11 protein-coding genes are annotated in these 20,160 nt (G+C 36.7%); 7 read left to right on the top strand and 4 right to left on the bottom strand.

Annotated elements, in window-relative coordinates:
* Nucleotides 1-81: 81 nt before the first annotated feature.
* From K6V30_RS17460 to K6V30_RS17445, 4 genes are read right to left on the bottom strand one after another with little or no spacing between them, the layout of a single operon-like run.
* Nucleotides 82-1,263: a DUF1735 and LamG domain-containing protein gene (locus K6V30_RS17460; protein WP_008761679.1), complete on the bottom strand. Its 1,182-nt coding sequence runs from the start codon at nt 1,261-1,263 to the stop codon at nt 82-84.
* Nucleotides 1,264-1,281: 18 nt separating this feature from the next.
* Complete coding sequence (locus K6V30_RS17455; protein ID WP_008761680.1) at nt 1,282-2,376, bottom strand: endo-beta-N-acetylglucosaminidase family protein; 1,095 nt, start codon at nt 2,374-2,376, stop codon at nt 1,282-1,284.
* A gap of 31 nt (nt 2,377-2,407) precedes the next feature.
* Nucleotides 2,408-4,048, bottom strand: a complete 1,641-nt coding sequence (locus K6V30_RS17450) for a SusD/RagB family nutrient-binding outer membrane lipoprotein (RefSeq protein ID WP_010537893.1) — start codon at nt 4,046-4,048, stop codon at nt 2,408-2,410.
* A gap of 20 nt (nt 4,049-4,068) precedes the next feature.
* A complete protein-coding gene (locus K6V30_RS17445; protein ID WP_070612909.1) occupies nt 4,069-7,362 on the bottom strand; it encodes a SusC/RagA family TonB-linked outer membrane protein in 3,294 nt (1,097 codons plus the stop codon).
* A 369-nt stretch (nt 7,363-7,731) separates the two neighbouring features.
* On the opposite strand from K6V30_RS17445, the gene K6V30_RS17440 reads away from it, so the two are divergent.
* The 7 genes from K6V30_RS17440 to K6V30_RS17410 all read left to right on the top strand — a co-directional run bounded on the left by K6V30_RS17440 (nt 7,732) and on the right by K6V30_RS17410 (nt 20,146).
* Nucleotides 7,732-8,973: a site-specific integrase gene (locus K6V30_RS17440; RefSeq protein ID WP_055270711.1), complete on the top strand. Its 1,242-nt coding sequence runs from the start codon at nt 7,732-7,734 to the stop codon at nt 8,971-8,973.
* Nucleotides 8,974-9,720: 747 nt separating this feature from the next.
* Nucleotides 9,721-12,537 carry a SusC/RagA family TonB-linked outer membrane protein gene (locus K6V30_RS17435; protein WP_224207323.1) on the top strand — a complete coding sequence of 939 codons (2,817 nt, stop codon included), beginning with the start codon at nt 9,721-9,723 and terminating at the stop codon, nt 12,535-12,537.
* An 8-nt stretch (nt 12,538-12,545) separates the two neighbouring features.
* Entirely contained in the window at nt 12,546-14,129 is a 1,584-nt protein-coding gene (locus tag K6V30_RS17430) for a SusD/RagB family nutrient-binding outer membrane lipoprotein (RefSeq protein ID WP_011107590.1), read from the top strand.
* Nucleotides 14,130-14,155: 26 nt separating this feature from the next.
* A complete protein-coding gene (locus tag K6V30_RS17425) occupies nt 14,156-15,178 on the top strand; it encodes an endo-beta-N-acetylglucosaminidase family protein (protein ID WP_008765826.1) in 1,023 nt (340 codons plus the stop codon).
* 16 nt (nt 15,179-15,194) lie between these two features.
* On the top strand, nt 15,195-16,409 hold the full coding sequence (locus K6V30_RS17420; protein WP_008765825.1) for a BT_3987 domain-containing protein: 1,215 nt from the start codon (nt 15,195-15,197) through the stop codon (nt 16,407-16,409).
* 16 nt (nt 16,410-16,425) lie between these two features.
* Nucleotides 16,426-17,775, top strand: coding sequence for a DUF4999 domain-containing protein (locus K6V30_RS17415; protein ID WP_055270772.1), 1,350 nt, complete (start codon nt 16,426-16,428; stop codon nt 17,773-17,775).
* A 166-nt stretch (nt 17,776-17,941) separates the two neighbouring features.
* Nucleotides 17,942-20,146 carry a DUF4838 domain-containing protein gene (locus K6V30_RS17410; RefSeq protein WP_055270714.1) on the top strand — a complete coding sequence of 735 codons (2,205 nt, stop codon included), beginning with the start codon at nt 17,942-17,944 and terminating at the stop codon, nt 20,144-20,146.
* Nucleotides 20,147-20,160: the final 14 nt, after the last annotated feature.

The raw sequence follows: 20,160 nt of genomic DNA, 5'->3' as shown, positions 1-20,160 counted from the left end.
TTTACAATGTATAGTAAAAACAAAGGCTGCCTCATTCCAAAGGCAGCCTTTTCTATATGTACAATTTATTGTAGTTTGTTGCTATTCTTGCGGTGGGAATATAAACCCGTTCCCTTTGTTATCATCAAAAGAATAACTTGATGGCTTGGGTAAATTCTTACCATTCTTACTCCAGTCCCAAAGCAGAGTCTCATCCTCTGTAATTTCTCCGGTAGCACTATCCCTCTTCTTCCCATTCAATGGATAATAAAGCAGTAAATTGTCATCGTCAGGATTTACCATCTTCCATATATTCGAAGCTATCTCTTGCGAAGTTCTGGCCGTTTTCCAAAAACGAACCTCACGAATCAGCTCGTTTGAACCACCAATCCAAAAGCCAATCAATCCATAAGGACCTGTTCTGATTTCCCGGTCAGCAACCAGCACTCCGTTCACGTATACATAATTCTTTTGACCATCATATACGAAAGCTAACATATACCAAGTGTCAGGCTGTGCAGAGAATTTGTCAGCGGGAACATCAATCTGAGAGCTTCCCGTCTTAATTTGTAATTGATTAGGGTTAATAGTTACATCACCGAAACGAGTATAAATCTCATCCATAGGACCAGCATTGGCAACCAATTTAGTTCCACAAATAGAACGATTGTTACTTTTGTAACTAGCCCTATTGACCATAACTTCCATTGTCCATTGATCAACTTTGAAATCGTTAGGGAACATTTTATCATCCTCGCTCCCCGAACCACTTCCACTTGTACTTATCCGGAGCGCTTTTGTATTCACTCTTTGCTCAAGTACAAGTAAAGTCTCTTCTTGCCCTCTGATAATATTCACGTCACCTCCTGTAATACGTATAGGCAAAGCATAGTTACCTTCTAGTGAGAATTTTACATTCTTCAAAGAAATAGGAACATCCATCATTGCATAAAGAGGCATAAATGTTATTTTCTGTGAGATCTCATACATCTCTTTAGGAAGTACTATATAGTTAGTTCCATTTTTAGCATTATAAGCATCTAACTGAGCTTGATTACCAGCCTCCAATGTAACTTTTATTTCTTTAGTATCTTGAACAGCTAAAGCTACTTGCAACCCTTTAATTTCCACATCTTTGCCTTCTTCCACAAAGCTTTGTAATACGCCGTTATTAGCTATATATACTCCTTGCTCACTTTGAAAATCATCCAAAGGATTTTTATATAACTCATTTTGACAACCTGTTAAGAATAACAGAACAGCTAAATAAATATTCTTTTTCATAATAGTCATTCTTTAATATTAATCGAACTTACCAGGATATACCTGATTACCAAAATACAAGGCTTTTCTCAACCATTTGTAAGGAGGGTCATTCGGGTAGTCATACTCCATATGATAAGTACCTATACCACCTATTCTCTTACCACTGGGCAAATCGAGTGTTGCATAGTCAAGAATCTGATTCCCTTCCATACTGTTCAATTCAGGACGCACACTTGTATAATAAGTTATACCACCAGTTTTCCACCCTTGTTCAAATTCTACGGTAATAATTGTTTTACGCTCCCAATCGTCCAGATTCGGTTTATTTATTTTATAAATTACAGAACTAGTACTTGATTCCCAATATGCTTGATAGATATAATGATCAACCAATTTTGAAGTTTCTGTAGATAAGAGATCCGGCTGACCATCCATAACTAACATTCTTCCAGCAGGACGTAGACGGGCACTTAAAGTTTCAATGAAAACCTGCATCTTATTATTGCCGCTAGGACTGATTGTCTGGTAGTTTGCTAAAGTTCCGGAATGTCCATATCCAGGTTCGTAGTCAATATCAAAACCATCAAGATTGTACTTTTCAATACTATCACAAATAGCATTTGCATATGCTTTTACTCCTTCAATGAAGTTTCCTTGTCCCTTTTCTTCTACCCAATATTGCGTTGCATTCAATCCTTTAGGAGTCAACTGATCTCCCAAATCTTGAATAATCCAACATAATAATGCCTTTCCTCCTTTTACTTCTTGGAAGAATTTCAAATCTGCTTTCTGTTCATCAGAAAGGTAACCTCTTGTTCCCCAAAGAGATACAAAATCTACACTATCGGGTAACATCTTCAAATAATTTTGAGCGTTGTTTCCTTTTCCAGTCCAGTTACCAAACCAACCAAAGCCTTTCACATGAGGAGTTTTTCTATATTCTCTTATTTGAGCGAAATATTCACGCATGGTCGGTGTAAGATCTTCTTCGGTTTGGGCTTCTATTAGGGGAATCAGACGGTGCATTCCTTCTTGATTCTCAAAAACCTCTCTTTCTTCAGATGTCCAGTCAGAACAGCTTAGTATACTTAAGGCAGATATACCTATACACAAATACTTTAATAATTTCATAATTTTCTTTTCTTAAAAATGAATATCATTATTACTGATTAGGTTGTTTGGGCCTGTTTGAACGTACCCACCATAATTTAGTAGCTCCTATATCTCCACCTCCCAGCAATGTTGGAATTTCAGCCATATTAGGATTGGAATTATAGGCTGTAGGAGCAAATCTAAAGCGTTCAGGAACTCTGCAATCTTCTATTGAGGCGCCAATTCTTCCAGGAGCAGCTTCATCCATAGGTTTCATTAAATATGGGAAACCGGTTCTGCGATATTCGGTCCAAGCTTCCACAGCGTTCGGATATAGTGCCAGATATTTTTGCGTAATAATTTTCTGTAACTGTTCTTCTTGCTTACTCAAATTTCCTGTGTAATCATCCCATTTGGGTGAAGTATTTCCAATGCTTAAATCATGGTTATAAGTGCCATATTTGTAATTACTACCAGTGAGTCCGGTTGGTTTACCTGTTCCTGACAGGTATGTGGCAACTCCACTGACTCCTTGCTCTTGAAATGAAATATTTATTCCTTGTTCATAGAACGTTCTGGGGTCACCACCTATCAAATTGTAGAGAGCAGCTTCTGCTTTCAGAAAATAAGTTTCGGATGCTCTGAACCAATATAAAGGAGAATTGGAGTCTACTTTCGGACGCGATGCAAATTTTGCAGAATATGAGGTTTCCGATTTAGATTTACTATTCGTCGGTGCAACCGGAAAATAACCTGTTTGCGCCCAACTGCCAGATCCATATGTTCCTTCAGTAAAATATGCACTTAACCTAGGGTCTTTATATCCGTCCAAATATCCCCAAATAGTGGCGCCCATTCTTGTTTCGTTATATTCATTGACAGATGCTAACATTGAATTCAGCAATGGCATTTTGTCAGAACTTTTGATCTTTGCTTCACTTGAAATATCTTCGATAACACCGCCATTTTTAGGATCTAATGCTTTCGTAATATATTCTTTAGCCAAAGTCTCATCTATAAAATGTACTCTGACAGCTATTCTCAACATTAATGAGTTAGCCAGTTTTACCCAGTTTTGAACATTGCCATTGTATATCAAATCGTACTGGCCCATCACACTATAAGATATTGTGTTCAGCAATTCTACTGATTTTGACAAATCAGCCAGCATGCTTCTGTAAACAACTTCCTGGCTGTCGAATTTTGGCGCAATACTTCCATCACCTGCTGAGTTATAAGCAATAGGACCAAAAACGTCTGTAGCTCGCAACCATGCTATATTTCTGACAATATTAGCAATCTCCAATATAGCTTGTTCTGATGGGGAATCCGAATCTTTAGCGATTTCATATATTTCATTCCAGGGCAAAAAGATTTGCGAGTAAAAGTTCTGATATGCATAATTCATTCTACTATCTGTAAAATTCCAATTAGCCTCATTATTAAATCCCCAATTATTATTATTGCCAAAATAACCAATATAGTTACCGGAAGATATCAAATCAGTATTTTGTAAATCATTTCCAGGTCCAGTTGTCAAACTAGGTGAACCTATAGGGATCACTCTTTGCTGCATATTCATGAAACGGGCACCATATTTAAGAGGACCTAATTCCCCATCGGAGACACCGTAAGGATTGGTATTGACAGCTTCATAATCACAAGCTGACATAGAACAAAGTGCCAAAAGCAGAATTATATATTTTTTCATATTCAATTCCTTTATTTATTTTAGAATCCAAATTTCAAACTCAATCCATAAGTAGACTGGCTGGGTAACATAAAATAATCGTATCCTTGACCAAAAGTACCAGTGGAAGCTGTTAGTTCAGGATCATAAGGGGCCTTATTGTATATCATCCATAAATTAGTACCGTATACTGACAAGCTCAAATTATTAACAGTTCCTTTAAACCATTTATTGGGGAAAGTATAAGTTAGTCTGGCTTCCTGCAATCTCACATTAGTTGCTGAGTATGTATAGTAGGCATCCAAATTAGAAACTGCATCATAATAAGTTTTTGGATCAACTTTGAAATATCCTAATGATACACCACCTGCATCACGTGCATCTGCTGATGCTTCAGATACTCCATATCTGTCTAACATAGCTTGTGTTTTAGATATTACGATTCCTCCAATACGAGCTGTGAACAACAAGTTAAGATTAAATCCTTTGTAACTAAATCCATGCTGCCATCCCAAATTCCATTTAGGATTCACGCTACCTAGCTTGTAGGGTGTGGTGGTTTCTGTAGTTAATGCTTGACCTGGCTGATAGTCTACATAATTATCACCATCTCTTTTTAGCCATTCATTTGCATATACAGTACCAATTTCTCCTCCTTCTCTCAAACGGAAACGCCCAACCTGAATATCCGTTAAATCTATCAAGGTATTTGTTACCGGATTCAAGACATCGCGTGCCAATTGGATAATTTTATTTTTATTTGTCGTTGCAGTGAACGTTGTACTATAATTAAAATTACCAAATTTCTTGTCAAATCCTAAACTTAATTCAAGTCCTCTATTCTGGACATTACCAGCTTGTACAAACATATATTCAAAATTACTACCCAATGTAGCTTTCAGTAACTGATTATATGTATTTGAATGATAATACGTAACTCCGAAAGTTATTGTATTATTAAACCATTTGGAATCAAGACCTACTTCATAAGAACGAGTTCTTTCAGCTTTCAGATTGGAAATCGGATAATATTTAAAAGGTTTAAAGGTTCCTCCTTCAAGTTCGTGAGTGAGTGTTCCGGGAGTTAATCCTGTATAAGGGATCGGCGAACCTACCTCTGTATATGAAGCTCTGACTTTCAGGAAACCTAAAGTTGGCTCTAATTTTTCTTTAATATTATTGGGTAACAGTTCAGTAATGATGGCAGACAAACCAACTGAAGGATAGAAAATCCACGGATCATCACTGTTTACCAATTGAGAAGGCTTATCGGCTCTCCCTGTCAAGGTTAGGTATAAGGCCGAATTCCATGATACCTCAGCAGAAGCAAATACAGCAAAATTTCTCCTGCGACTGTCTCCACCGGTTTGACTTGCGGTGCTCTGCGTCGGGTCTATATTGCTATATACAAATTTATTCGGTACTAATAGTAACTGTCCTCCATATCCACGTCCTTTTGTATCATATTCTTCGAAAGAAGTTCCTGCATTGATCGTAGCATGATAGATTTCAGCAAACTGTTCATCGAAGTTTACCATTATATCTGCATATTTCTGTCGAAACGTCTCGTTAGAGTATGTATAGCGTCCGTTTGTACTAGCATATGTGTTTATGGTAGATGCATAACGTTTATCTTCCTTTTCAGTATAGGTATTATCTAAACGTACACGACCTGCCACATTCAAATAGTTGGTAATATCGTACTTTAAAGAGGCATATAACATATAACGGTCTTTTACTTCCGGACGAATGTTACGATAGGCAATCCAATATGGATTTTGTATATCCATACCAAAATCTCCGGGACTCCATTGCTGTTGAGAATATCCGAGTTCACTATTATAGCGTTCAAAATACTTCTCTTTCTCAAAATCTTCACCGCGCGGATATAAATATGCGCCAACAATTGGATTAAAATAAGTTCCATAAGAAATCATATTGTTATAATACTCACGTATATAACTTGCAGATGCATCTAATGTCAGCTTATCATTCAAGAATTTAGCAGTATTTCTCAATGTCACATTGTAACGGTGGTACTTGTTATTGGGGACAATACCATCAGAATTTACAGCAGCAATCGAAAAATAAGTCTGATTCTTATCGTTTCCGGTTGAAAGATTAAATGAATTATTAAAGGTTGCCCCTAATTCAAAGAAGTCTTTAGGATCATACGATGATTGATTTTCCAGTTTATCTCCCCACGAATAATAGTTTCCTGATATTCCATATCTATTTTGGAATTTAGGCATTGTGAGCGGTGTCATAAACTCTACTGAAGAAGATACATCTATACGCATTTTTCCAGCTTCGCCTTTCTTCGTATTGATTAAGATTACTCCATTTGCTGCACTTGCTCCATACAATGCTGCAGCAGACGGTCCAGTCAATACTGACACACTTTCAATATCATCCGGATTGAAATTGGCGATACCTTCACCTGAAGTTCTGCCGCTTCCGAATCCTGTTCCGTCGCCAGTTCTGTCAGCTTGATTACCAATTGGTACACCATCAACTACATATAGAACATTGTTATCTCCGCTAATAGATTTGTTACCACGCATTGTAACACGAGTACTACCTCCTACACCGGAAGCACTGCGTTGTATATTCACACCAGCCACTTTTCCGTTTAGACTATTGACGAAGTTAGCATCCTTTACGGAAGTTAAAGCATCATTGTTAACTTTCTGCACATTATAGCTAAGTGCTTTTTCAGAACGTTTGATACCCAAAGCAGTAACAACAACTTCATCCAATTTTTGTGTATCTTCCCCCATTGTTATTTTCAATGGCTGGGCATTGGTCAACGTGATTGCTTGGGAGGCATAACCGATATAGGAGATTTCTAATACATCACCTTTGGCTGCTTGTATTTTGAAATTTCCATCCATATCAGTAATTGCACCAGTAGCGGTTCCTTTCACTAGAATACTAACTCCAATCAAAGGTTCACCTTGTGCATCTGTTACTGTTCCTGTTGCAACGATTGGTGTTTTTTTCTGTTGTTCTACTTCTTTCTTAGTAGAAAGTACAATATGTTTATCGACTATTGAATAACTGATATTTGTTCCTTTAAACAACTGACCCATAACATTAGTCAGCGACTCTTTAGAAACTTTAATAGATATGACACGATTAATATCGACGTCATTTGTGTTGTATACTACTGACATTGAAGTTTGTTTCTCTATCTCTTTCAATGCAGTATTTAGAGGTACCTTCGATAGATTAAGGGTAATCATTCGTTCCTGCCCATAAGCTGAGGCAAAACTCGAAAACAATAAAAGGAAAAATAACAAGTATGGAAACTTGTGTTTTATAATTTCTTTCATCTTATTCTTTTTAATTAGAAATAGTTTTTAGGTAGTTAACAAACATGTGCGGATAATAAATATAACCGCCACTCATACAAAGGATCTATGTATCTCTGTTTCTCATATTTATAAATTTAAAGGTTACACTAAAAATGATTTTTCATAAGCGCTTATTCATTAGTAATACATTTAATACTGCAACCATACTAAACGAAAATAAGATTTTTTTTCGTAAAAAATGGTTAGGCTAAGCATTTTTTTTGAAAAATAAGTACATAATCATTTGATAAATAGAGCATTAAGTAATTCTGAAAAACTATTCAATTTATTACATTTGCATGCAATTTGCATATATTCAAATAACAGATAGATATAAAGCATCATTTTATGTTCAAATATTCAAAAGATGGAGTTTCTGTATTGACCATATTAGACATCAGAAGAGCTAAAATTAATGGATTATTTCCAGTTAAAGTTCAGGTAGTATTTCGGAGAAAACAGAAATATTATTCTACGGGGAAAGAATTGTCAAAAGAAGACTGGGATAGATTGTTAAAGGCAAAAAGTCAGTTATTAATGGAGGTAAGAGCTGATATAGAAAGTAGTTTTTCTATTATAAAACAACAAGTCAGCGAACTTATCCAAAAAGGAGAATTTAGTTTTGAAATATTAAGTATTAGACTTGGAAGGCATACGAAAGAAATTAATTTGCGTACAGCTTTCGAATTAAAGATGAAGGAATTAGAGGATAATGAGCAGGCAAGTACATTTTTTAATTATCGAAGTGCCTTGAAGAGTTTAGAAAGTTTTGGTGGTACCAATATTCCATTAGACAGAATAACAGTGGAGTGGCTGAAGCACTGTGAACGTTTTTGGATTTCTAACGGTAAAAGCTATTCAAGCGTGAGTATTTATTTTCGAACCTTAAAGTGCATATTAAACCGTGCTGTACGAGATGGAATATTGAAAGAATCATCATTTCCTTTTGGAAAGAATAAATATGAAATACCAGAAGGACATGGTCGAAAACTAGCTCTCACTCTCCCTGAGATAAAGAGAGTCATGTCTTTCCAAGATTCTACCAATGAATTAGAGGAATTTCGTGATTTATGGTTCTTCTCTTATTTATGTAATGGAATTAATTTTATGGATCTGTTATTTCTCCAGTACTCAAATATTGTAGATGGAGAAATTTGTTTTATACGTTCCAAAACATCCAGGACAACTAAACATAGTAAAGAAATACGTGCTACTATAACTCCTGAGATGTGGGATATCATTCATAAGTGGGGAAACCCCAATGTAAGTCCGCAGACCTACATTTTCAAATATGCCAAAGGGGATGAAGATGCTTTTGAAAAGATCAGATTAGTGCGTCGTATCGTTACTAAATGTAATAGAAAGTTAAAGAAAATAGCCCAAGGTACAGGTATTGCTCAGTTGACCACTTATACAGCAAGACATTCATTTGCGACAGTATTAAAACGTGGTGGAGCCAAAACCTCTTATATTTCCGAAAGTCTTGGTCACTCCAATTTAGCTGTTACTGAGAATTATTTAGCATGTTTTGAAAAGGAAGAGAGGATTAGAAATGCCCGACTACTGACTAATTTCGATCATAAAATGTAAATTTGAATGGTGCATGCAAATTGTATGCACAACGCTACTTTTTGTGTTTATTGCATAGGCATAAAATAAATGAATATACGATAATATGATGAATTATAGAAAAATCTCATTGTGTCTAATATCATTACAAGATATGATTAGCCATACGGCTAATCATATCTTGTAATGTCGCATTTTATAAACAATAGAAAACATGAAATCAGTAAAATCAGCACATTCTTAAAAAAATGCATATTTAATGTACCTATAATGTAATATATTACATTAAACTATATAAGAATTAGAAATAAAGCTTGTATTCTCAATTTATTTTCAACGGCATGATTTAAATAAACGTTATTAATAATTATATGGTTATTAAATCGTGCAAAACACAGACATTATAATATAAATAACAATATGTAGAATCATATTGTCATTTCAGAATCAGACGAAAAAATAAACCAAATAGAGAAAAAGTTCTTTCAAAGTACTCATATTTATCTTGGTTTTAAAGGAATTGATGTTTCCTTTAAAACCAAAATGCCGTTCCTTTTAAACCAACGACTGGCTCGTTCATATGTTTTAAAGCTCTTTCATGGAATGGAAGATGACATTTTTATGCACTAAGCGATTATTTTATGCAAATACATCGCATAATCTCGCAATAAATTATACATTTTTTTTGCTATTTATTAGATTTCATAGACTTTGACCACTTGGCTATTCTTAAAAATAGAACATAAAGAAATATGAAAAGAGCTATAAATTCATTACTCCCAATCAATCACGCTTGCCAACGCCCAACCCCTAAAGGTTGTGATGGGAGAAGATACTCAGACATTAGAAGAAGTAGTAGTTACTGCGTTGGGTATCAAACGTGAACAAAAAGCGTTGAGTTATAATGTACAGCAAGTAAAGGGAGATGAATTGACTAATATAAAGGATGCTAACTTTATTAATGCTTTATCAGGAAAAGTAGCTGGCGTAACAATAAATGCTTCTTCAGCCGGTGCTGGGGCTGCGGCTCGTGTAGTTATGCGTGGTACAAAGTCTTTGGAGAAAAATGATAATGCACTTTATGTTATTGATGGTATTCCAATGTTTAATGTAAATTCAGGAGATAATGCTGGAGGTACGATGAACAAACAGCCAGGATCTAATAGCGTAGCTGATATTAATCCTGAAGATATTGAGAGCATGACAATTTTAACAGGACCTTCCGCTGCAGCCTTGTATGGTTCGGATGCTTCTAATGGAGTTATTCTTATTACTACTAAAAAAGGTACTGTAGGAAAAGTGCAAATTTCTTATAGTAATAGTACAAGTTTTTCATCTCCGATGATGATGCCGAAGTTTCAGAATATTTATGGTAATCGTGAAGGAGAGTTAGGCAGTTGGGGGAGCTTGATGGATACTCCTAGCAACTTTGATCCATCTGACTTCTTCAATACGGGAATGACGGAGATGAATGGTTTCACGTTGACCACCGGTACTGAACAAAATCAAACTTACGCATCTGTCTCTACTACAAACTCTACAGGTATCTTACCTAATAATGCTTATAACCGCTATAATTTCTCTATTCGTAATACCGCTAAATTCTGTGATAATAAGTTGAGTCTTGATTTGGGAGCTCAATATATTATTCAAAATAATAAGAATATGGTAGGTAGTGGACAATATTTTAATCCCTTGGTATCTCTTTATCTTTTCCCACGAGGTGAAAACTTTCAGGAAGTACAGATGTATGAACGCTATAGTGAGGCTCGAAACCTTATGGTACAATATTGGCCGGAATCTATATTTGGTACTGATTTGGATATGCAAAACCCATATTGGATTATGAATCGGATGCAGAATGAGCTTTCTAAACGTCGTTATATGTTTAATGCTAGTCTGAAATGGGATATAACAGATTGGGTGAATGTAACAGGGCGAGTACGTGTGGATAATTCAGATAGCGATAGTTATGAAAAGTATTATGCTAGTACACGAGGTACTTTTACAGAAAGTAGTTCTAAAGGTTATTATGGACATACTAAACAAAATGATCGGTCTGTTTATGCTGATGTAATGGCTAGCATAAATAAGAATTTCTTTGATGACAAACTTTCATTGAATGCAACTGTTGGTGCTTCTATTAATGATATTCAGGAAGATGCTATGTATCTAAAGGGAGGATTGGAGCAAATTCCTAATTTCTTCCATTATGGCAATATCAATGTCAATACTTCCAAGCGTAATGAATCAAAATGGCATGATCAAGTACAGAGTGTTTTTGCAAGTGTAGAATTAGGATGGAATCATCAATTGTATTTGACTGTCACCGGGCGTAATGACTGGGCATCTCAATTAGCTTTTACCAGCAAAGGTTCCTACTTTTATCCGTCTGTTGGTCTGTCATGGCTTGTTAGTGAAGCTGTAAAGCTACCAAAAGCTATTTCTTATTTGAAAGTTCGTGGTTCGTGGGCGGAGGTCGCTTCTTCCCCTAATCGATACCTTACCCAAATGCAATATACTTATAATGAGCAAACAAATACATATGAATATCCTGCAAGTCATTATAATACTAATCTGAAACCAGAAAATACAAAGTCATGGGAACTAGGTGTCAATGCTAAATTCCTTGGCAACCGTATTAATTTAGATATGACCTTCTATCGTTCTAATACCTTCAATCAGACATTCTATGTTGATGCATCGGCTTCATCCGGATATAAGAATAATATTGTGCAGACTGGCAATATTCAAAATCAAGGTATTGAGCTGGCTTTAGGATATTCTGATACATTTGATAAAGTGAAGGTATCTACAAATTTCACTTACACTCTTAATCAAAACAAGATCGTTAGTTTAGCGAATGGTGCCATCAATCCGGAAACCGGCGAAGCTATCGAAATGGAGTATTACTCAAAAGGAACATTGGGAACTAGTGGTGGTCCGACTTTAAGACTCTATGAAAACGGATCAATGGGAGATATTTATATCAATCAGCGTTTGCGTCAGTCTCCTAATGGATATATTTGGAAAGACCCCTCTAATGGAAGTTTGGCTATTGAAAATACGGAATACCGCAAGGTTGGCTCTATTCTTCCTAAATATTATTTGGGATGGAATGGTAGTGTTGCTTGGAAGGGATGGAATCTTGGATTTGCATTCACCGGGCGTTTTGGAGGATTAGTTGTATCGGATACACAAGCCATGATTGATAAATATGGTGTATCTGAAAGTTCTGCAGTTGCTCGTCAGGCAGGCGGTGTATGGGTTGGAGACAGTAAAGTGGATGCTGAGGAATATTATAGTAAAGTAACTACCGCTGTTGGTACTTATTATACATATAGTGCAACGAATATTCGCCTTTCTGAACTGAGCTTGAGCTACCAACTTCCTAAAACATGGTTCAAAAATCATGTAAATATGACACTGGGGCTTACAGGAAAGAATTTATGGATGATTTATTGTAAAGCACCTTATGATCCGGAAAGTACATCTTCTGTCACTAGTAATTTCTATCAGGGGGTTGACTATTTTCAACAACCTAGTTTGAGAAGTCTCGGATTTAATGTCAAACTAACATTCTAGTTTAGATTATGAAAAAGAATAAGATAATAAAGAAGTTTGCAAAACTGTCTGTGTATACTTTGTTAGTAGCACTAGGAACAGGTTGTACCGATAAATTTGAAGAGTATAATACAAATCCCTTTGGACCTAAACCTGACCAAATGCTGGGTGATAATGCAATCACCGGATCATTGATTAAAAGCATGATTCCTGCATTAGTACAAGGACAACAGAACAATTCACAGATGTTGGATCAGATGATTGGATCTGAATATGGTGGAGAAATTACTTGTATCGCCCAATGGGGTAATGGAGGTAATTATTATACTTACAATCCAAGAGTTGGGTGGTATGGAAATATGTTTGATACTACTATGCCACAGATTTATACCGGATATTTCCAGATACGTGATCTTTCTGATGGCAAAGGATTGGCTTATCAATGGGCACAGATTCTTCGTGTGGCAGCTTCACTTAAAATTAGTGATTGTTATGGACCGATTCCTTATTCTCAAATTACAGGAACTGCTTTTACTGTAGAATATGACAATATGGAGGATCTTTATAAACACATGTTTGATGATTTGGATGAAGCGATTTCCGCTTTTAAAGTAGCAGTGTTAGGTAATGAAGATATGAGTTCTTTATCAGAATACGATCTTGTATTTAATGGAGATTTTAACAAATGGGTGAAATTTGCCAATTCTTTAAAGCTTCGTATGGCAATGCGCATTTCTAGTGTTTCTCCAGCACTTGCCAAGGAGAAAGCAGAAGAAGCTGTTTCTGATGTAATTGGTGTGATGACATCTGCATCAGATGCTGCATATAGTAAATATAATGACGGTATGAATCCATATTATCGTGTTACTTCTTCATGGAATGAAATTCGTATCAGTGCTAATATCACTTCATATTTAAGCGGTTATAATGATCCTCGTTTGGCTAAATATGCATCAGAAGCAGATGCTTCTATCGGTGGAGGACAAATAGGAGTGCGAAATGGTATTTACCAAAGTGCTACAACTCAGGCAAATTATACAAAATTCTCCCGCCTGAATATTGGTATAGATGATGAATTGCTCATTATGTCTGCATCTGAAGCTTATTTTTTACGTGCAGAAGCTGCATTGATGTATAAATGGAATATGGGAGGAACTCCCAAAGAACTTTATGACGCAGGAGTGACAGTGTCTATGGAAGAACGTAAAGCTACTATTGGCGATTATTTGAAAAGTGAAAAGGTTCCTGCTGCTTACAGTGATCCTTCGGATTCAGGTAAGGATATAGCAGCAGTGTCAACTGTAACTCCGAAATATAATGAATCAGCAAGTGTTACAGAGAATTTGGAGCGTATTTTGATTCAGAAGTGGATTGCCAATTTTCCGAATGGTTGGGAAACGTGGGCTGACATTCGTCGTACAGGTTATCCTAAACTATTCCCTATCGTGAATAATCTGAATACAGATGGGGTGACAGTGCAGCGTGGTATGCGTCGTTTGCCTTTCCCTCAGTCAGAATATAATACGAATAATGCAAATGTGAAAGCAGCTGTATCAATGTTAGGTGGTGCAGATAACTCTGCCACAGATCTTTGGTGGGCTAAGAAAAATTAAATCAGAACGTTAAAATAATTTTTATTATGAAAACGAGCAAATTGAAAAAAATAATATACGGAATAGGAATTTCTCTCTTTTTTTCGCAGGGATTCTTAAATATCGCATGTAGTGATTGGACCGACATAGAGGCGAAAGATTATTATGAACCTCCTACGCAAGGTTATGAAAATAATTTGAAGGATTATTTTAACTCTCCACATAAGATTATGTTTGGCTGGTTTGGTAACTGGGCAGGTAAGGGAGGTTCTTCCATGCAATATGCTTTATGTGGATTACCGGACAGTACGGATTTTGTGAGCCTTTGGCTCTGTTGGGGAAATCTGACGGTTGAGCAACAGGCTGATTTAAAAGACTTTCAGGCTAAGGGTTCCAGAGCAGTGCTTTGTTGGCGCGCAGGAGATATTGGTGATAATCTCACACCGGGGGGTAACGATGATGCAGTGAAGGAAGCGTTTTGGGGCTTTGATCCTAAAGATGAGCAATCTTGCATTGAGGCTGCTAAGAAATATGCACTTGCTATTGTAGATACATGTAACAAATATAATATCGATGGATTTGATTATGATATTGAGGATTGGGGGACTTTAATGAACTCCAGTATGCCATCAGTACCCAATGCGTTTATGAAGACTTTACGTGAGGAGTTTGATAAGACGGGGAAAATGTTGGTTGCTGATATCCCTGGTGGTGCAGGTTGGTTGAGCTTTTATGAAGTGCTTTCAGAGGAAACAGTTCTAAGTCTTGATTATATAGCTTGGCAGACCTATGAACTAGGACATTCTGGATTGGATTCTTTCTTTGAAGCTGTACGTAGAAGTCACCCTAATGTCTTTAAAGAAGCTATGGGGAAATCTATTGTGACTGCAACTTTTGAAAGAGCAGTGGATAAGCATTACTTTACCGAGCAACAGAGCTATCATCCGGCTTGTGGAATAGAACATGCAGGTATGGGGGCTTATCATATTGAGTATGATTATCCTGGAAATCCTGATTATCCCACAGTGCGTGCAGCTATTGCTGCACAGAATCCTCCTATTAATAACTAAAAGAAAGGGTTAAACAATGAAGAGAATATCTTTACTTAAAATAATGGCATTTGGGGTACTGGCACTGGTCCATACTGCATGTGAAAATGCTAAGTATGATGTTATAGATAATTTAGTCTATATAAATGAAGCGTCTACATCCAAAACTAAAGAATTGACATTGACAGAGGGTACGACGCGTACTTCGTTAACTGTACGTTTGGTGAATATTATTAATCAAACAATAAAAGCTAATTTATTTATTGACGAATCTGTATTAGATGCTTATAATAAGAAGAATGAAACTAATTATAAAATGCCTCCTAAAGAATATATATCATTTCCTGAATCAGTGACAATTGAAGCAGGTTCTGTAAGTGCAGATCCTGTGAATGTTGATATTAAAAGTTTTGAAGCTGAAGGCGGTGCTCAATATGCAATTCCCATCAGTATTAAGAATGTGGAAGGAGGTATTGAGAAGTCGGAATCCTCTTCCAGTTTTTTATTGGTTCTTGTGAAGCCTTTGAAACAAGCTGTTCCTAAATTAACATGGTATAATGGTATGCATGCAGCCCCGGAAGGAGCTTGGGGGTTAGCTTTGCCAAATTATACATTGGAATGGTGGAGTAAAGTCACCTCTAAATCAGGGAACGGTGGATATACTAAGAATAATCAGGCTATAATAAACTCAGGAGGTTCAGGGACAGAACTATATATACGGTTTGGTGACTTAATCTATTCCGAGAATGGTAGCTATAAAAATAATTTCCTACAAGTAAAAACGATGGGGTCTCAATTTGATACAGGTGATCCAACTAAGGGAAAAGGTTTAGAAGCACAAAAATGGTATCATTTTGCAGTGAGTTATGATGCAGCATCCGGTACTACTTTATTGTACCAAAATGGTACTGTAGTTGCCTCATTATCTTCTTCAATAGGACAACCGATGAATATTGATCAATTTCAGATGATTTCTTCAGGAGAAGAATATTTTCCGGATTTCTGTGAAATGTGTCAGGTTCGTTTTTGGAAAGTTACACGCACAGTTAATCAGATAAAGAAATCTATGTATACCGAAGTTGACTATACAGACAAGAATTTGTTGTTGTATCTGCCAATGAATGAAGGTGAAGGAGCTACAATACTACACGATGTAACCGGTAATGGTCATGATGTGGAAATTGGCAATTCTAACCTAGGTAACGAAAACCGTCAAAAGGTGACATGGGAAACATATTCATTTGCTCAATAATTTAAAACAGTATGATATGAAAGCATTATTTAAATATATATTATATAGTACATTTTTTGCTATGTCATTGCCATTAGTCACAGCATGTGACGATGACGAAGCAACAGATCCGTATGATATCAATTATGTCTATATTTATAAACCAAGTGAAACAAATGCTACTTTAGAGTATAAAGGAGACGGAACTTTTTTGAAAGAAATCGCCACCGAACATATTTTGTCTCCTGTCAGGTGTACTAAACCTGCACCACAAGATTTGACCATCCAATTAGCTATTGACAGGTCATTGGTAGATGCATACAACAGTGAATATGGAACGAGCTATGTAGCTTTACAAAATGCAGAACTGGAAAATGCAACTTTGTATATAAAACAAGGGGAATATATCTCTGCAGATACTTTAAAAGTGCATTATACTAATATGGAAGAATTTAAGAACGGATCGGAAAATTATATTCTCCCGATTGCTATAACTTCTATTAATGGAACAGGAGTATCAGCGAGTGAAAGTAATAGTAAGATATTCTTGACATTTGAATCGACTTACAAACCAAATCATGTCACACTGACTTCAAGTAAAGAATATCTGTTAGAGTATCAGTATAGTCAAGGATTTACAAATTTAAGCAGTGAATGGAAGCTTGACGGTATCTTAAAATCGGCATGGGCCGCAGATGGTGACACCAAAGTTACTCTTGCTATTAATCCGGCATTAGTTGGAACGTATAATGCATTGCATGGCACAGATTATTCTTTACTGACTAGTGCAAGTTTGAAGCAATCGACAATAATGATTAAACAAGGAAAAACAACTCCGGAAGAGAGTGTTGCCTTGAGTTTTTCGGATGATATGGCTTCTGTGCAGCTGGGTACTAACTATGTTATTCCAGTGACAATCACGAATGTTGATGGAGTAGGAGCAGATATAGGCGAGAATAAAGTTATATATATTGTTTATAAAACAGCACTTGTCGGATTTTTATCTTGTGTAAACAAACCGGTAGGTTCTGTAATAAATGACCATTCGGGTTGGAGTTTTACTTTGAATGGACAATCTAGCGACTTGTATGATTATGTTCCGGATGGCAGCATACTTGATATCGATTTGGGAAAACAAGAGAATATAAAAACTATTGCTTTACATTTCTATGAATGGTTTTATTCTTCGGAAAGTGCAAGTATAGCGATAAGTAATGATGGAGAGAAATATGAGGATCTTGGTGTAGCTTCAGGATTTGCAAATAAGACAAGTTACATTCTTCTTCTTGTGGCTAAACAAGCGCAATATATAAGAGTAACTTTCCATGGAGCTCTTTATTATTCTCCTTATATTAATACTGTAGGTATTTATACTGAAACTGAATAAAAAATGGCCCAAGTTTATTACTGAATGAGCTTGGGCTATTTGCTGTTTATATCATGTTGTGATCAGTTCTAAGTTTTCTTTGTTAATAAAACTTAGAACTGATTTTTTTCTTGAGTATCTTATATTTTTGGATTGTATTATCTAAAAACTAATTAAAGGAAATGCTATGAGAATCATTCGCCGTATTATTTTTCAGCTGCTTTGTTTGTTGGGAGCATGTTGTTATATTCCTGCAACAGCACAAGTCGTTTTAGTTGATAATGGAAAAACTAAATCCAGGATTATTCTATCAGAAAATGACCAGATTAATCAAATATCAGCAAATTTATTTCAATTGTTCCTTCAGAGAATTTCAGGTTGTACATTTCCCATTGTAAAAGGACAGAATGCAAAAAAAGGAGATATTATAATCAGTAGCAAAACCCCAGCTGGAGTGACAGAAGACGGTTTCAGCCTATCTACGAAAGATGGAATCTTACGTATTTCAGGCAGTGGGAATGGGGCAGTCTACGGAGTTGTAACTTTACTTGAACAATATCTTGGAGTGGATTATTGGGGAGAAAACGAATACTCTTTTAACCCTGCGAAGACAGTCGAACTGCCGCTTATCGATAAAATAGATAATCCGGCTTTTCGTTACCGCCAGACACAATGTTATGCTATTCGTACAGACTCCATATATAAATGGTGGAACAGGCTGGAAGAGCCAAATGAAGTGTTTGCTGCCGGTTATTGGGTGCATACTTTTGATAAGTTGCTTCCTGCTTCCGTATATGGAAAAGACCATCCGGAATATTATTCTTATTTTAAAGGCAAACGCCATCCGGGGAAAGCGAGCCAATGGTGTCTGAGTAACCCGAAAGTTTTTGAAATCGTGGCTCAGCGGATTGATTCTATTTTTAAGGCAAATCCGGATAAGCATATTATGTCTGTGAGTCAGAATGATGGTAATTACACTAATTGTACATGTGATGCCTGTAAAGCAATAGATGATTATGAAGGAGCACTTTCTGGAAGTATCATTACTTTTTTGAATAAACTGGCTGCCCGTTTTCCTGATAAGGAATTTTCCACGCTTGCCTATCTGTATACGATGAATCCTCCGAAACATGTGAAGCCATTGCCGAATGTGAATATCATGCTTTGTGATATAGATTGTGACCGTGAAGTGACTTTGACGGAAAATGCCTCAGGTAAAGAGTTTGTGAAAGCAATGGAAGGCTGGTCTGCCATCACTAATAATATTTTCGTGTGGGATTATGGTATTAATTTTGATAATTATCTGGCTCCGTTCCCTAATTTTCATATCTTGCAGGATAATATTCGTCTGTTCAAAAAGAATCATGCCACTATGCATTTCTCACAGATTGCAGGAAGCAGGGGAGGAGACTTCGCTGAGTTACGTGCCTATTTGGTATCTAAGTTAATGTGGAACCCCGAAGCGAATGTTGATTCTTTGATGCAGCATTTCCTGCATGGATACTATGGAGAGGCTGCGCCATACCTTTATCAGTATATCAAGGTGATGGAGGGAGCGTTGATAGGCAGCGGACAAAGATTGTGGATTTATGATTCTCCTGTTTCCCATAAATACGGAATGCTGAAACCACAACTGATGCGACGTTATAATCAACTGTTTGATGATGCAGAGAAAGCGGTGGCTGAAGATAATAAATTCCTGAAGCGTGTGCAGCGTGCCCGCTTGCCCATTCAGTATTCGGAATTGGAAATTGCCCGTACTGAGACTGGTACAGATATGAATGAGATCAGTCCGAAATTGGCACTTTTTGAAGAACGGGTGAAAGAATTTAATGTACCGACATTGAATGAACGTTCCAATTCTCCTGTGGAATATTGCCAGTTGTATCGGGAGAGATATATGCCCCGTGCAGAAAAAAGCGTTGCGATAGGAGCAAAGGTTACTTATCTTATTCCTCCTACCGGTAAATATGCAGAGATCGGAAAAACGGCATTAGTGGATGGATTATTCGGAGGATCTACTTTCGTTGAAAGCTGGGTTGGCTGGGAAGGAACAGACGGTGCTTTTGTTATAGATTTGGGTAAAGAGAAAGAAATACATAGTATAGAGACGGATTTCCTGCATCAAATCGGAGCCTGGATTCTTTTCCCTCTGAAGGTGGTTTATTCCTATTCTGAAGATGGAGAGAATTATGCACATTGGGGAACACATGATATGCCGGAAAACCGTTCGGGGAAAGTGGAGTTCCGCGGAGTGAAGACTGAATCGGAAATGCCAGTGCATGCCCGTTATGTGAAAGTTGAGGTCACCGGTACGAAAGAATGTCCCGAATGGCATTATGGTGTAGGGCATCCTTCGTGGTTCTTTATCGACGAAGTAACAATAAAATAAAAAAAAGTAGGGGC

This window comes from Bacteroides faecis, assembly GCF_020091505.1.
Taxonomy (GTDB): domain Bacteria; phylum Bacteroidota; class Bacteroidia; order Bacteroidales; family Bacteroidaceae; genus Bacteroides; species Bacteroides faecis.
Note: the sequence above shows the minus strand (reverse complement) of the source record. Positions and strands in the feature narration are given on the sequence as shown.

Bases quoted from the DNA above. Each gene is read 5' to 3' on its own strand.
- K6V30_RS17410 (WP_055270714.1), top strand. From the start codon at position 17,942: ATGAGAATCATTCGCCGTATTATTTTTCAGCTGCTTTGTTTGTTGGGA.
- K6V30_RS17460 (WP_008761679.1), bottom strand. From the start codon at position 1,263: ATGAAAAAGAATATTTATTTAGCTGTTCTGTTATTCTTAACAGGTTGT.
- K6V30_RS17415 (WP_055270772.1), top strand. From the start codon at position 16,426: ATGAAAGCATTATTTAAATATATATTATATAGTACATTTTTTGCTATG.
- K6V30_RS17420 (WP_008765825.1), top strand. From the start codon at position 15,195: ATGAAGAGAATATCTTTACTTAAAATAATGGCATTTGGGGTACTGGCA.
- K6V30_RS17450 (WP_010537893.1), bottom strand. From the start codon at position 4,048: ATGAAAAAATATATAATTCTGCTTTTGGCACTTTGTTCTATGTCAGCT.
- K6V30_RS17425 (WP_008765826.1), top strand. From the start codon at position 14,156: ATGAAAACGAGCAAATTGAAAAAAATAATATACGGAATAGGAATTTCT.
- K6V30_RS17445 (WP_070612909.1), bottom strand. From the start codon at position 7,362: ATGAAAGAAATTATAAAACACAAGTTTCCATACTTGTTATTTTTCCTT.
- K6V30_RS17440 (WP_055270711.1), top strand. From the start codon at position 7,732: ATGTTCAAATATTCAAAAGATGGAGTTTCTGTATTGACCATATTAGAC.
- K6V30_RS17430 (WP_011107590.1), top strand. From the start codon at position 12,546: ATGAAAAAGAATAAGATAATAAAGAAGTTTGCAAAACTGTCTGTGTAT.
- K6V30_RS17455 (WP_008761680.1), bottom strand. From the start codon at position 2,376: ATGAAATTATTAAAGTATTTGTGTATAGGTATATCTGCCTTAAGTATA.